This is a genomic window from Nocardia sp. NPDC051787, from assembly GCF_040681325.1.
In the GTDB taxonomy this organism is placed as follows: Bacteria; Actinomycetota; Actinomycetes; order Mycobacteriales; family Mycobacteriaceae; genus Nocardia.
In genome coordinates this window covers 14,167-27,541 of record NZ_JBFAYO010000003.1, presented here as the reverse complement: position 1 = coordinate 27,541, position 13,375 = coordinate 14,167, and the positions used below count along the sequence as shown (strand labels likewise).

General features: G+C 66.6%; 15 protein-coding genes. 10 read left to right on the top strand and 5 right to left on the bottom strand.

The annotated features are described in order from the left end of the window. Positions 1–64: 64 nt before the first annotated feature. On the bottom strand, positions 65–1,039 hold the full coding sequence (locus AB0M45_RS03955; protein WP_364322655.1) for a nitronate monooxygenase: 975 nt from the start codon (positions 1,037–1,039) through the stop codon (positions 65–67). Positions 1,040–1,382: 343 nt separating this feature from the next. Between AB0M45_RS03955 and fadD5 the strand changes: the two genes are divergently transcribed. After that, a complete protein-coding gene (gene fadD5, locus AB0M45_RS03950; protein WP_364322653.1) occupies positions 1,383–2,954 on the top strand; it encodes a fatty-acid--CoA ligase FadD5 in 1,572 nt (523 codons plus the stop codon). A gap of 67 nt (positions 2,955–3,021) precedes the next feature. Continuing rightward, positions 3,022–3,624, top strand: a complete 603-nt coding sequence (locus AB0M45_RS03945) for a cysteine hydrolase (protein ID WP_364322651.1) — start codon at positions 3,022–3,024, stop codon at positions 3,622–3,624. Between the two features lie 9 nt (positions 3,625–3,633). On the opposite strand, the gene AB0M45_RS03940 is transcribed toward AB0M45_RS03945, so the two are convergent. After that, entirely contained in the window at positions 3,634–3,936 is a 303-nt protein-coding gene (locus AB0M45_RS03940; protein ID WP_364322649.1) for a MerR family DNA-binding transcriptional regulator, read from the bottom strand. A 13-nt stretch (positions 3,937–3,949) separates the two neighbouring features. On the opposite strand from AB0M45_RS03940, the gene AB0M45_RS03935 reads away from it, so the two are divergent. The 5 genes from AB0M45_RS03935 (at position 3,950) to AB0M45_RS03915 (ending at position 6,507) form a co-directional block, all read left to right on the top strand. After that, positions 3,950–4,525 carry an alpha/beta hydrolase gene (locus AB0M45_RS03935; protein ID WP_364322647.1) on the top strand — a complete coding sequence of 192 codons (576 nt, stop codon included), beginning with the start codon at positions 3,950–3,952 and terminating at the stop codon, positions 4,523–4,525. Positions 4,526–4,803: 278 nt separating this feature from the next. Beyond that, positions 4,804–5,151: a YciI family protein gene (locus AB0M45_RS03930; RefSeq protein WP_364322645.1), complete on the top strand. Its 348-nt coding sequence runs from the start codon at positions 4,804–4,806 to the stop codon at positions 5,149–5,151. After that, positions 5,148–5,678, top strand: a complete 531-nt coding sequence (locus AB0M45_RS03925; RefSeq protein WP_364322643.1) for a sigma-70 family RNA polymerase sigma factor — start codon at positions 5,148–5,150, stop codon at positions 5,676–5,678. The genes AB0M45_RS03930 and AB0M45_RS03925 overlap by 4 nt, the downstream gene beginning before the upstream one ends. Then, positions 5,633–6,310, top strand: a complete 678-nt coding sequence (locus AB0M45_RS03920) for a DUF6596 domain-containing protein (RefSeq protein ID WP_364322641.1) — start codon at positions 5,633–5,635, stop codon at positions 6,308–6,310. Before AB0M45_RS03925 ends, AB0M45_RS03920 begins: the two co-directional genes overlap by 46 nt. Positions 6,311–6,324: 14 nt before the next feature. Further along, complete coding sequence (locus tag AB0M45_RS03915) at positions 6,325–6,507, top strand: EthD family reductase (RefSeq protein WP_364322639.1); 183 nt, start codon at positions 6,325–6,327, stop codon at positions 6,505–6,507. 50 nt (positions 6,508–6,557) lie between these two features. On the opposite strand, the gene AB0M45_RS03910 is transcribed toward AB0M45_RS03915, so the two are convergent. Continuing rightward, positions 6,558–7,343 (bottom strand): hypothetical protein, encoded by a 786-nt coding sequence (locus AB0M45_RS03910; RefSeq protein ID WP_364322637.1) that lies wholly within the window; start codon positions 7,341–7,343, stop codon positions 6,558–6,560. A gap of 176 nt (positions 7,344–7,519) precedes the next feature. Continuing rightward, positions 7,520–8,146, bottom strand: coding sequence for a helix-turn-helix domain-containing protein (locus AB0M45_RS03905; protein ID WP_364322635.1), 627 nt, complete (start codon positions 8,144–8,146; stop codon positions 7,520–7,522). A 98-nt stretch (positions 8,147–8,244) separates the two neighbouring features. Between AB0M45_RS03905 and AB0M45_RS03900 the strand changes: the two genes are divergently transcribed. Beyond that, positions 8,245–8,928, top strand: a complete 684-nt coding sequence (locus tag AB0M45_RS03900) for a class I SAM-dependent methyltransferase (protein ID WP_364322633.1) — start codon at positions 8,245–8,247, stop codon at positions 8,926–8,928. Here the strand turns inward: AB0M45_RS03900 and AB0M45_RS03895 are convergent. Next, entirely contained in the window at positions 8,925–11,330 is a 2,406-nt protein-coding gene (locus AB0M45_RS03895; protein WP_364322631.1) for a lysylphosphatidylglycerol synthase transmembrane domain-containing protein, read from the bottom strand. The genes AB0M45_RS03900 and AB0M45_RS03895 overlap by 4 nt on opposite strands. A gap of 263 nt (positions 11,331–11,593) precedes the next feature. Here AB0M45_RS03895 and AB0M45_RS03890 point away from each other — a divergent pair, with 263 nt between their 5' ends. Then, the gene (locus AB0M45_RS03890; RefSeq protein WP_364322629.1) at positions 11,594–12,493 is read left to right on the top strand and encodes a polysaccharide deacetylase family protein; all 900 of its coding nucleotides are present in this window, start codon (positions 11,594–11,596) and stop codon (positions 12,491–12,493) included. A 20-nt stretch (positions 12,494–12,513) separates the two neighbouring features. Beyond that, the gene (locus tag AB0M45_RS03885) at positions 12,514–13,371 is read left to right on the top strand and encodes an SDR family NAD(P)-dependent oxidoreductase (RefSeq protein WP_364322627.1); all 858 of its coding nucleotides are present in this window, start codon (positions 12,514–12,516) and stop codon (positions 13,369–13,371) included. The last annotated feature ends 4 nt before the right edge of the window (positions 13,372–13,375 follow it).

Genomic DNA, 13,375 nt, shown 5'->3' with positions numbered 1-13,375 from the left:
ATGGGTCGGGCTCGTCTCCAGCCACGATCAGGAGCCCGACCGCCCGCGTGGCCGACGAACCCGGTCAGCCGACGACGGTCTCGGCGAGTCGGGCGGTGATCAGCTCCTCGGCCTCGGTGACCATCCGGCCGATCAGTTCGGCGCAGGCCGGGATGTCGTGGATGAGGCCCTGGCACAGGCCGACCGACCAGATGCCCGCGTCCAGATCGCCCTCCTCGAATACCCGCCGACCGCGTGCGCCCGCGACCAGATCCCGCACGTCGTCGAAAGTGCCGCCCGACTTTTCGATCTCGACGACCTTGCGGCTGATCTCGTTGTCCGCGACGCGCGCGGTATTGCGCATGGTGCGGAAGATGAGCTGGGTGTCGCGCTCGGAGTTCGCGACGATCCGCTCCTTGACCTTCTGATCGATCGAAGACTCCTGCGTGCACAGGAATCGAGTGCCCATATTGACGCCGTCCGCGCCGAGAGCGAGCGCCGCGACCAGGCCGCGGGCGTCCGCGATGCCGCCGGAGGCGATCATCGGAATGCTCAGTTCGCGGGCCGCGGCCGGGATCAGCACGAGGCCGGGGACGTCGTCCTCACCGGGATGGCCCGCGCATTCGAAGCCGTCGATGCTCACCCCGTCCACGCCGATCCGCTCCGCCTTCAGGGCGTGCCGGACACTGGTGCACTTGTGCAGGACCTTGATGCCCGCGTCCTTGTAGTAGGGCAGAAACGGCTCCGGGTTGCTGCCCGCCGTTTCGACGATCTCGACGCCGCTGTCGATGATCGCTTGGACGTATTCCGCATACGGCGGCGGGTTGATCGACGGCAGGATGGTGACGTTCACGCCGAACGGTTTGTCGGTCAGCTCTCTGGTGCGGGCGATCTCCCGGCGCAGGTCGTCCGGAGTCGGCTGGGTCAGGGCCGTGATGAAGCCGAGCCCGCCCGCGTTGGCGACGGCCGCGACGAGTTCGGCGCGCCCGACCCACATCATGCCGCCCTGCACGATCGGATGCTCCACCCCGAATTTCTCGGTGAACCTGGTCCGCAGCATTGCGCTTCTCCTCTGTCTCGCGCGGGCGTGCCGGTTCGCCCGTTGGCGTCGATGGTGACATGAGAATCGCCTCGTGTTCAACTCATAAGTGAGCCGAGGTTCGCACGATCGACAAGGTTGTGCGGAGTCGTTCTACGCTTCGATGCGTTCGAGTTGTGCCTGGAAAACCAGGTGGAGGCGCGTACTTGGAGTCCAGGTACAAATCCCGGTCGCTTAACAAGGATTCGTTCCCCCATCTCTTGTCGAGCGATTAAGTTAGTTGCTATTCTGCTCCCGATTCAGCCCGTCGCCGCCGCCGGACATCCTGGCGGTCCCGGTGGCGGTCCGAGAGGGAGTTCGTGGCATGACCACCGGGGCAGCAGCGCTCGCCGAGCCGATCAGGTCGCGGCGCAACCACTGGAACAACCAGATCGCCGCGCATGCGCTGATGCGCCCGGACGCGGTCGCGGTGCGGTTCCGTGGCGTGGACACCACGTGGCGCCAACTGCACGAACGGTCGCTGAAATTCGCCGCCGGGCTGGCGCGCCGCGGCGTCGGATTCGGCGATCGGGTCCTGATCCTCGCGCTGAACTACCCCGAATACCTGGAAGCCGTCTTCGGCATCAACGCGCTCGGCGCGATCGCGGTCCCGGTCAACTTCCGGCTCACGCCGCCCGAAGTCGCCTACATCGTGAGCGACAGCGGTGCCAAGGCGATCGTCACCGATACCGTGCTGCAACCGCTGGCCACCGCGGTGCGCGCGCAGGCTCCCGTCCTGGAGACCTGCGTGGTGATCGGCGGCGTGTCCGGCGACGGCGCGGTCGGCTTCGGCGACTTGCTCGCCGAGGACGGCGAACCGCATACTCCGCTGGACATCCCCGAAGACACCCCCAGCCTGATCATGTACACCTCGGGCACCACGGGCAGCCCCAAGGGCGCGGTGCTGACCCATGCGAACATGAACGCCCAAGCGCTGACCTGTATCCGGGCGCTGGCCTTGGAACCGGATTCCATCGGACTGTGTACCTCGCCGCTGTTCCACATCGCCGGACTCGGCAGTCTCGCACCGGCTTTCCTGCTCGGTTCCAAGACGGTGCTGCACCCGCTCGGCGCCTTCGACGCCGGAGAATTCCTCGATGCGCTGGAGCGCGAGCAGGCCACCTCCGCGTTCTGCGTGCCCGCGCAGTGGCAGCTGGTCTGCGACCATCCGACCGTGAAGGAGCGCAAACTCGCGCTCGAGGTGCTGAGCTGGGGCGCCGCGCCTGCGTCGGACACTGTGCTCCGCGCGATGGCCGAGTGCTTCCCGAACGCGTTCAGCGTCGCGGTGTTCGGACAGACGGAGATGTCGCCGATCACCTGCGTGCTGGAGGGTAAGGACGCGAACCGCAAGATCGGCTCGGTGGGCAAGCCCATTCCGACCATTCAGGCGCGCGTCGTCGACGACGAGATGAACGACGTCGCACCCGGCGAGGTGGGTGAAATCGTCTATCGCGGCCCCACCCTCATGCAGGGCTACTGGAACAAGCCGGAAGCCACCGCGGAGGCGTTCGCAGGCGGATGGTTCCACTCCGGCGATTTGGTCCGCCAGGACGACGAGGGCTTCGTCTACGTGGTGGACCGCAAGAAGGACATGATCATCTCCGGTGGCGAGAACATCTACTGCGCCGAGGTGGAGAACGTCCTGTTCGCGCACCCGAAGATCCGGGAGGCGGCGGTGCTGGGCCGCGCGCACGAGAAGTGGGGTGAGGTACCGGTCGCGGTGGTCGCGCTGCACAACCCTGACGATGAGCTCACGCTGGCCGAGCTGGAGCCGTTCCTCAACGAGAACCTGGCCCGCTACAAGCACCCCAAGGATCTGGTGCTGATGCCCGAGCTACCGCGCAACGCCAGCGGCAAGGTCGTGAAAGTGCAATTGCGCAAGCAGTATTCGTCCTGAGCTGGCGGTGCGTACGTTTCACGTGAATCGGTGGATGCGAGCGGCCGTCGATGCGTAAGGTCGTCCCATGGCGATCCGACGCATCCGCGCCGCCGTGCTGGCGCTGCACTGGCAGGTGAATGTCATTCGGCCGGAAGGGTTTTTCGGTCCCATGTTGGCCGCGCCGGTCGCGGCCAGCGGTGTGGTGCCTCGTGCGAAGGACTTCCACGCGGCGGCGCTCGCGCTGGACGTGCCGGTGGTCTTCACTCGGTTCACCATCCCGGTCGGCGAGGGCGAGTTGGTGCGCAACACCGGCTTCATGCGCTCGGTCGGGGCGGCGCAAACCGAATTCCGCCCCGATTCCCCCGGCGCCGCGATCATTCCGGAGATGGCGGCACAACCCACGGAAGTGTTCGACAACCAGAAGCTGTCCGGACTCGCGGGCAGCAAGCTTCCCGAGTGGTTGGCGGATCAAGGCATCGGGACGCTCTTCCTCACCGGCGTGGCGACCAACCTTACCGTCGAGCAGACCGCGCGGCACGGCACCGACCTCGGGTTCACCATGCACCCGGTGTCCGACTGCGTGGCGGCTGCGAGTCCGGAAGCGCACGACGCCGCGCTGGCCGACCTCGAACTCGTCACGGCTGAGTGCCTGACCGCCGCACAGGCGCTGGAACTCGTCCGCGGCTGACGGCCGGATCTAGTTGCTGCGGGTCATGATGGTGTCGAGGTGCTTCCACCGATCGATGCGAGCCTGTTCAATCGTCGCTGTGTCTCGCTGAGTTCGGCTTGCCGGGCCTCGATGCGTCTGGCCACGTCGTCCAATTCCGCCCGCAGTTCTGGGCACATTTCGAGGAAGATTCCATGCTCGCCGGTGCGGGCGCAACCGATCCTCGTAGTGCCGTAGCGCTCGCGCGCTCACGCCGGTCAACTCGGCGAGTTCGCTGATCAGCACTCTCGGGTCCTCCTCATCGGCTTGACATTCACGCTGACGTGAACCCATACCCTCCTGTCGTATGACAACCAGAACAACCCAGCGGCGGGCCTCGATCATCCACGGCTACTCTGCATCGCCCGAGGATCACTGGTTCGGTTGGCTGGCCGGGCAACTCGACGCGGTCGGCATTCCGGCCACGGTTCCGGCCCTCCCGAATCCACAACAGCCGGACCAGGTGCAGTGGACGGAAGCCGTCCGCGCCGAGGTGGGCACTGTTGACGAGAACTCGATTATCATCGCGCACAGCCTGGGCTGTCTGACCGTGCTGCGCTATCTGCGCTCACTTCCGCAGCCCTGGCACGTCGACACCCTCGTGCTGGTCTCCGGATTCGTCGACCAACTGCCCGCGCTCCCCGAACTGAACGCATACATCGGCGACGGCTGCGATGTGGAGGGGCTCAGCAACCACATCGGTCGGCTCACGGTTATCCGGTCCGATTCGGACCCGCTGGTTCCCGTCGGTCACACCGACCGTCTTGCCGACCTCCTCGGAACTTCCGCGCTCGTGGTTTCCGGAGCCGGTCACTTCCTCGCTTCGGACGGCGTCATTTCCCTCCGTGAAGTGCTGGTAGCCCTCGGTCATTCGCCCCGCTAACCAGCGGCTTTTGTTCAGCTCGGACGGAGAAGTCCGCAAGGCGAACGCTGCGGCTTGCGGCCGTCGCGTTAGGCACATGGTGGCAGAGGGGTGCCCGAGTCGCCGCCATTTCTCTACGCTCGAGCTTTCGATTCTCGAGCGATAGCTCCGGCATGGTGAGCCGGTTGCCCCGCCGCTCGGCGAGAAAAATGTTGCTGAGTTTCCCGGCTGCGTGTCCCCTCGGGCCGGTCGTGTTCGTCGGGTAGGTGACGGTGAAGTTCGAGCCTGAAGGAGGAGTCATGCAGTACGCGTTGCTGATCAACCAGTTGCCCGGTGCGTTCGAGGCGCTCGACGCCGAGGAGCAGGAGGCGGTGTCCGCCGAGTACCTCGCGATCAGGTCAGACCCGCGGGTTGTGGGTGGGGCCCAGCTCGCGCCGGCGCACACTGCGTCGACGGTACGGGTCAAGGCGGGTGATGCGCTGGTGACCGACGGGCCGTTCGCCGACACCAAGGAGGTATTCGGCGGCTACTACCTGCTCGAGGCCGATGACCTGGACGCCGCTATCCAGGTCGCTGCGAAGATCCCGGCCGCCCGGCTCGGTGGGTCGGTGGAGATCCGGCCGATCGTGACGCCGCCACCGGCGTGATCGACGAGGTCTTCCGGTCCGAGTGGGGGCGGGTATTCGCCTCGCTGGCGGGCTTCCTCGGTGATGTCGATCTCGCCGAGGAAGCCACCCAGGAGGCCTTTGTCATCGCTGCGGAGAAATGGCCGACCGATGGCGCGCCGGACAATCCGGGCGCGTGGTTGACCGCGACTGCCCGCCGCCGCGCGATCGACCGGCTGCGCCGGGACCGCGCCTTCGCAGCCAAGGCGCCGCTGCTCGGTGTACCCGAGGTCGAGGAGGTCGCCATGGCCGAGACCGCGATTCCGGACGAACGACTCGAGCTGATCTTCCTGCGCTGCCACCCTGCGCTCGCGGTCGACGCGCAGGTCGCGCTGACCCTGCGGGCGCTGGGTGGCCTGTCCACCGATGCGATCGCGCAGGCCTTCCTGGTCTCGCCAGGGACGATGAAGCGGCGTTTGACAAGGGCGAAGACCAAGATCAAGGTGGCGGGTATTCCCTTCCGGTGCCACCGGATCATGCGCTACCCGAGCGCGTCGGGGTGGTGCTGAAGGTTATCTATCTGATCATCAATGAGGGCTACGGCGGGCGGGACGATCTGGCCGACGAGGCCGTCCGCTTGGGCCGGATGCTCGTCACATTGATGCCCGACGAGCCGGAAGTGCTCGGACTGTTGGCGCTCATGCTGTGCCACCACGCCCGGCGCGCCGCACGCCACATCGATGGCGAGATCGTTCTGTTGGACCAGCAGGACCGTGGTCGTTGGGACAGTGAGCTCATCGCGGAGGGTCGTGCCCTGCTCGAGCGGGCCATCGCCCGGGCTCGCGGCCCCTATGTTCTCCAAGCGGCAATTGCCGTCCTGCACACCGAGCCCGAGATCGACTGGGCGCAGGTGGCCGCTCTGTACCTCGAGCTGGCTCGGCTGACGGGTTCACCGGTGGTTGAACTCAACCGTGCGGTCGCCGTTGCCCAGGCGGGCGCACCGCAGGCAGCGCTGCGCATCATCGAGGGCCTGGACCTCGACAACTACCCGTACCTGCACTCGACGCGCGCCGAACTGCTACGCCGACTCCACCGCACCGATGAGGCGCTCGCCGCGTACCAGCGAGCACTCGAACTCCTCACGGCCGAGCCGGAACGACGCCTGCTGCGCAGGCGCATCACCGAACTGGAGCAACGCTGACGACATCCGCCGGCGTGCGGTTCCTCATCCTGTACGACACGCCGGAGGGCCCGGTCGCGTTCGACCGCCACTACCGCGAAGTGCATATTCCGCTGGTGCGTGGCATACCTGGCGTTCGTCGGTGCATCATCGGCCGCAATGCGGTCGCCGTACGTGCGAGGAACTGCCACGCCAACATCGCAGCTGCACACCGATAGCATCCCTACGACGCCAACCGATCCCGTCGCACTACTGCTTATTCGCTGAATCATGACTTTGCCTCGGCGCTGGTGCTGCCGCGTCCGTCGAGTTTCAATCTCTGTCGGTATGGGGAGTTCTTGCGTCCATAAATCCACTGAGCGATAGCAGCCACAGTGGAAAGCAGCGAAATCGCGCTGGCGAGAATCGCATACCAGGTGAGGGTGGCGGTGACGTAGGAAACCGGGCGAAGCCCGGGTGCCGGATAGTTGTCGTGGTCCTTGGCCCATCGGATCAGCAATCCGATCTGTGTGCCCGGATCTCGTGCCGTCCCGTACGAAACCACGCGCGTCAGTTCGTCGCCTTTGCTATTGAGGTAGAGCGCGGTGGCGACCGTGAAGACCGCGACGAAGACCGTGGCGACGATGGCCATGTAGGTGAGCGCCTCGGCGCGGACCACGCTATTGACGGCCGTACTGCAGACGGCAACACCGATCGCGACGCTGGTGAGGATGCCCCACGCCCCGCTGGCCTTCGGACTGGGCACCGATGACCGCGCCCAGAGATCTATCCAGAAGGTGGTCACATGGAGTCGGCCGAAGGCGTTCGCGTGAATCGTGCCGTCGGTTCCGCCTGTGTTCGTGGTCAGCCATGGCTGGAACAGCAGGACAAATGTGATGACGCAGCCGACAGCGGCGAACAGATAACCCCAGTTTTCGTGGAGTACGGCCCGCAGTCGCTTTCCTACGAGTACGGCTCGCAGCCACGCGTCGTTCCATCGACGCCGAAGCGCCTCACCTGCTGAGTCAGCTTGATCATGTCGAGTTTCTCTGGTCTGCCAGGGGGTGGGACGCATGATTCCCGAGCCTATGAGTTCAGCTGCATGGGAACCGTCAAGGAATTAGCCGTGGTGCAGCAAGGATTCATCAAATTTCGACTCGGACGGTCTTCCTCGGCCTCGCCTTGGGCGTGTACTCCGGCACCCTGGAGGAAGGCGTGACCGTCTCCGGGATAGCCGCACAACTTCCGGGCTTATCGGCTCGGGAGTTCCCCAACTGTTACGGGAAGCTCGGCTGAGTCGCGGGGCCTGCTGACCAAGCCGGGGCCGACCAGCTGGACCAGATGCTGGTACGCCTCCTCGGCCGAGAGCGGCGGATGCGGCTCCGCGATGGCGCCGAGCATGCCGACCACGCCCCAGGACAGGAATGTCACGGTGGTGGTGAATTCGTCTTCCGGCATCGCGAGCCGGTCCTCCAGCCACTCGGCGAGGATCTGCCCGACCATTACTCTGGTCGTTCGCAGCAGGACGGTGCCGCTCTTGCGGCCGAGCAGCGCTCGGTATACCTCGGGGTTGTCGGCGGCCAGCCGGAACAGGGTGCGCACCGGCGCGAGCGGTTCGTCGGCGTTGGTCTCCGTCTCCGCCGCTGCCACGGCGGCGTGCAGGTAATCGGTGCTGCTGCGCAGGAGCAGATCGTCCTTGTCGCGGTAGTGCGCGTAGAACGTCGATCGCCCGACGTCGGCGCGGTCCAAGATGTCGCGGACGGTGATCCGGTCGTAGCCACGTTCGAGCATGAGCTCGATCAGCGCCCGGTGCAGCAGGTTCCTCGTGCGCCGGACCCGGCGATCCGCGCTTTCGGTGGTGTCCTGACCGTCCGACACGATGCCTCCTGAACAAATCTCTCGTATGCGTCCGGTTGCGGACCGTTTCCGTCGTATTGCCCCTGTTCGGCGGGGCGGCGACGGTTGATCCTGAACATATGACCGGAAACGAACCCAAGTCTGCCACTCGTCCGCACGACGCCGACATCGGCGTCCTGCTCACCCAGCCGCGCCGCTACCGGGCATTCAAGGCCGCGTTCCTCCTCGGTCGCGCGGGTCGGCTGAACGCCCGTCTCGTCGAGCTGTCCAGCCCGGCATCCGGCGCGGAGGTCGTCGATATCGGTTGTGGTCCAGGGGATCTCGCTCGAGTGCTGGCGCGCACTGCCGGGCAGGTCACCGGCGTGGATCCGTCGCCGCGGATGATCGACTACGCGATCGCGCGCTCCCGCTACCTTACGAACTGCCGATTCGAACTCGGGACGGCGCAATCGCTTCCGCTGCCCGACGCGTCTGCGGACTTGGTGACCTCGACTTTCGCCATGCACCACATCCCCGCTGCGCATCGCTCCCGCGCAGTCGAGCAGATGTTCCGGGTGTTGCGACCGGGTGGCAGGCTGTTGCTCGCCGACACACACCCGACCGGGCCGGTCCTTTCCACGGCCGTGCGCGTCATGGCGCGTTTCGCCGCGCACCGCACGCACGATGCCGCGAACGACCACGATGATCCCTTGGCGAGCATCGATATCCGCCGGTATCGGGATGCCCTGCGCGCCAGCGGATTCGAGGACGTGAAGTTCATCGCGGTGCGTGCAACCGGCGTGCTGCTGGCCACCAAGCCTTAAATCAGATCCTTCGCGGTCATCCACCGCATGGTGGCCCAGCCGCAGAACACCGGCAGCCAGCAGGTGAGCACGCGATACAACAGCACCGACGGCACCGCGATGTTCGCGGGCAGTCCGAAGGCGGCCAGACCGCCGATCAGCGCGGCCTCGACCGCACCGACACCGCCGGGGGTCGGCGCGGCCGAGGCCAGCGTGCCGCCGATCATGGTGACGATGGTGACGGTGACGAAGGTCGTGCCGCCGCCGAACGCCTCCACACTGGCCCACAACGCGCCCGCCATGCCGAGTGTGATCGCCGCGCAGCCGAGGACGATCACCGCGGACCGCTTGGGGTCGCGGGCCAGATCGGCGAGTTCGCCGAGGACTTCCCGCAGTTGCGGCCGGACCGCGTTGTTCAGCCAGCGGCGCAGTTTCGGCACGAACATGAAGGTGCCGAAGATACCCACGCCGACACCCGCGAGCAGGTACAGCACCGTGGCGTCGGGGACGAAATGCGACAGATCCGCGGAAGTGCCGGCCACGATGCTGAACGCGAGCAGCAGGCTGATGTGCGTGATCACTTGCACGGCCTGCTGTAGTGCGACCGCCGCGGTCGCACGAACCGCACCGATACCGGCCTTCTGCAGGAAGCGCACGCTCAGCGCGAGCCCGCCCACGCGCGCGGGGGTCGTCGTCGCGGCGAAGGTATTGGCGATCTGCATGATCACCAGATTCCGGAAGCTCACCGCGCCGGACGCACAGGCCCACAGCGCCGCCGCCGCGCCGATGTAGGTCAGCACCGAGACCGCGAGTCCGAGCAGCGCCCACCACCAGTTCGCCGTTCTCAGCTGAGTGAAGAAGGTCGGCACCGCACTGATGAACGGATAGGCGACGTACACCAGCCCGATCAGCAGCACCAACTGGATGATCTGGTTGCGCGAGAACCGGGTGATCTGCTCGGCTTCGATCCGGTCCTGCCCGGTCTGCTTGCGCACCTCCTCGCGCGCCTCGGACAGCGCGCGTTTCCAGTCCGGGACCGACTTGCGAATCCCGGTGGGTATGGCCGACTTGGTCAACCGGCTCGCCGCGGCGAGCACCCGCGATTCGCCGAGCGTGCCGATGGCCGCGCGGACCGCGGGCTCCTTACCGAAGACCGCGGTGGTAGTCACGAGCAATTGGGCGATATCCGACTGCAGCTGCGCGTCCGAGGCCCCGAACTCGGCGTTGCCGAAGCCGCCGAAAGCTGTCACCCCGTCCTCGATGCGTATATCGATAGGTCGCAGGTCCCCGTGCGAGATCTGCTTCCGGTGCAGGGTGTCGAGTGCCTGCCACAGACCGGGGAGCACGTCGTCGGCCGACTCGATGATCGGTTTGCCGCTCGGCTGGGTGTACGCGAACAGCATCCAGCCGCGGGAGAGCGCGGCGACCGCGACCGGAGTACAGCTGGCCAGGCCGAGGTCACCGACGGCGATCGCCATCAGCGCGCGATGCTCGACCGCGCGGTGCATGGAACCGTGTATGGCCGCGGTTTCGCTGCTGCGGAAGGTGAGCCAGCGCCACAGCTGCCGCAGCGCGCCGAAGCTGCGCTGGTTCTTGCCGAACATCTCGACGACCAGCTCGCGCTCGGGCCCCTCGACGGCGGCGGCCAGCACCAGCGGCCCGCGCCCGGCCGGATGCACCACCGTGAACCCGGTGACGGCGTGGCCGCGCCTGGCGAGCACCCGGACGGCGGCGTCGAGCGGCACCTCGAGCGCGGGCGTGCCGACGACGAGCACGATCACCGCGCCGACCAACCAGCCGACCGCGAGCCCGAACATCGCCCGCGCCGGGACCACGGTGCTGAGCACCAAGTGGATCGGCGCGAAGGCGAGCAGCAGGAACCACAGCCAGCGACGCGGCCGGATGGGCAGCCAGGGGCTGGACACGGTGAGCATCGCGGCGATCATCGCGATCCAGCGGGGATCGTCCAGGAACTGGGACAGGAAGGTGTCCAACCGGTCCGGCACCTGGAGGTGCCATTTCGGCGCGGACAGTCCGGTTCCGGTGATGGACAGCAGCAGTCCGGCGACCACTCCGGCCGCGGCATAGCCGGCCAGCATCTTCCACTGCCGGCCGATGATCAGCTCGATCAAGATCGCGAACGGCAGGGCCAGGATCGCCATGCCGTAGACCAGATACACCAGATTCGACTGGGCGGGATTCAGGAAACTGACAATGCCGGATACCGAACTTTCCAGTGCCAGCCATTCTGGCCGGGTGATCAGCGAGGCCGCGACGACGATCGCCACCCCCAGCATCGCGAGGGCGACCCGGACGATGTCGCTCGTCCGGCGGATCAGCGGCTGCAGCAGGCTCCCCGTGACCGGTATTTCCCGCCCGCTCCTGCGCCTCTCCGGGTCTTCGGGCCGTACCAGTCGGGTCACGCGGGAGTTACGTTCAGATCCTGCGTTGGGTGCCGCTCGAGTTCTGGGCGTACCCGACGAGTTACCCATGTGCTCCCCCGCCTCTCCGAGTATTCAGGCCGTACCAGTCGGGTGGCGCTGGATTTGCGTTCACGATACTGGCCAGCCCGCCTGGCGATGTTCTTGATATCCGCCAGTGCGATCGACTCGGCGACCGACAGTGACGTACATCACTCACCTCCGAGGTTGATCCTCACATCAATGTCAAGTTCGAGCATGGGGGCATGGATAACGAACTCTTCGACTACAGCCCGATTGTCGAGCGCGCGCCGCTGCGCTGGCCCGGCGGGGCCAGGGTGGCGTTCTATGTCGGTCTCAACGTCGAGCACTATCAAGTGGACCGGCCCAGCACGAGCATCTTTCCCGGCACCGCCGCGCTGGCGCCCGATCCGCTGAACTACGGTTGGCGCGATTACGGGCCGCGAGTCGGCATCTGGCGGGTGATCGAGGTGCTCGACCGGCACGGTATCCGGGCCAGCGCGCTGCTCAACTCCGATGTCGTCGGCCGCAATCCGCAGATCATTGCCGCGGGCCTGCAGCGCAACTGGGCGTGGCTGGTACACGGGAAGAACAACTCGATCTTCCAGGCGGACATGTCGGTGGACGAGGAGCGCGCCTGTCTCGCCGACGTCGTCGCGACCATCGAACGCGCCACCGGCCGCAGGCCCCGCGGCTGGATGGGTCCCGCGCTCACCGAGACCTTCCAGACCCCGCGACTGCTCGCCGAACTCGGCTTGGACTATGTGCTCGACTGGACCAACGACGATCAGCCGTATCACCTATCCGTGCCGGGCGTGCTCAGTGTCCCTTACTCGGTGGAACTCAACGACAACACCCTGTTCCTCGGCAAGGCCACCAGCGGTCCCGAATTCGTGCGGATCGTCCGTGATCAACTCGACCAGCTCTACGCCGAGTCGGCCGACAGCGGCCGCGTCATGGCGCTCGCCCTGCATCCGTTCGTGATCGGTCAGGCGTTCCGGATCAAATACCTGGACCAAGCGCTCGACTACGTGGCGACCCATCCCGGGGTGTGGCTGACGACTAGCGACGAGATCGCCGAGCACTACGCGGGCGCGTCGGCACTTGCCGAATCCGCGCGATCCGAAGACGATCGGGTCACGTAGCCGATGCTCGGGAGGCGGGAATGGCAGTGCAGGACAAGGATCTGACCGGAAAGACGGTGGTGGTGACCGGCGCGAGCTCCGGCATCGGCGCTGCGGCGGCGCAGCGGCTCGCGGCCCGCGGGGCCACCGTCGCGGTGGTGGGCCGTTCACCGGAACGCACCGCGGAGGTGGCGGCGAACGCGGGCGCGCAGCCGTTCGTCGCCGACTTCGCCCGGCTCGATGACGTGCGCAAGCTGGCCGATCAGTTGCTCGACCGGTATCAGCGCATCGATGTGCTGGCCAATAACGCGGGCGGCGCCTGGCCCAAGCGCACCGTCACCGACGACGGCAACGAGCTGACCTTCCAGGTCAATCACCTGGCGCCGTTCCTGCTGACCAATCTCCTGCTGGAGCGCCTGACGCAGTCGCGGGCGAGGGTGGTCAACACCTCGAGCATGACCTACCGGATGGCCAAGCTGAACCTGGACACGGTCAATGCGCCGACGGGTTCGTTCAACCAGCTCGGCGCGTACGGCACGTCGAAGCTCGCGAACATCCTGTTCACCAGGGAACTGGCCCGCCGCACCGCGGGCACCGGTCTCACCACCGCGGCGTTCCACCCCGGGGCGGTGGCCACCCACGTCTACGACAACGCCCCGCTCGGTCTCGGCTGGTTCATCCGGTCTCCGCTGTCGCGCCCGTTCTTCATCCGCCCGGACAAGGGCGCCGAGCCGCTGGTACACCTGGCCACCACCGCCGATGGCGAGGCGATCAACGGGCAGTACTTCCACCGATTCGAGCTGGAGCCGCCGAGTAACAAGCAGGCGATCGACGCCGACCTCGCACAGCGATTGTGGGCGCTGTCCGAGCAGGCCACCGGCATCGCGGCCGCGGAATAGGCGG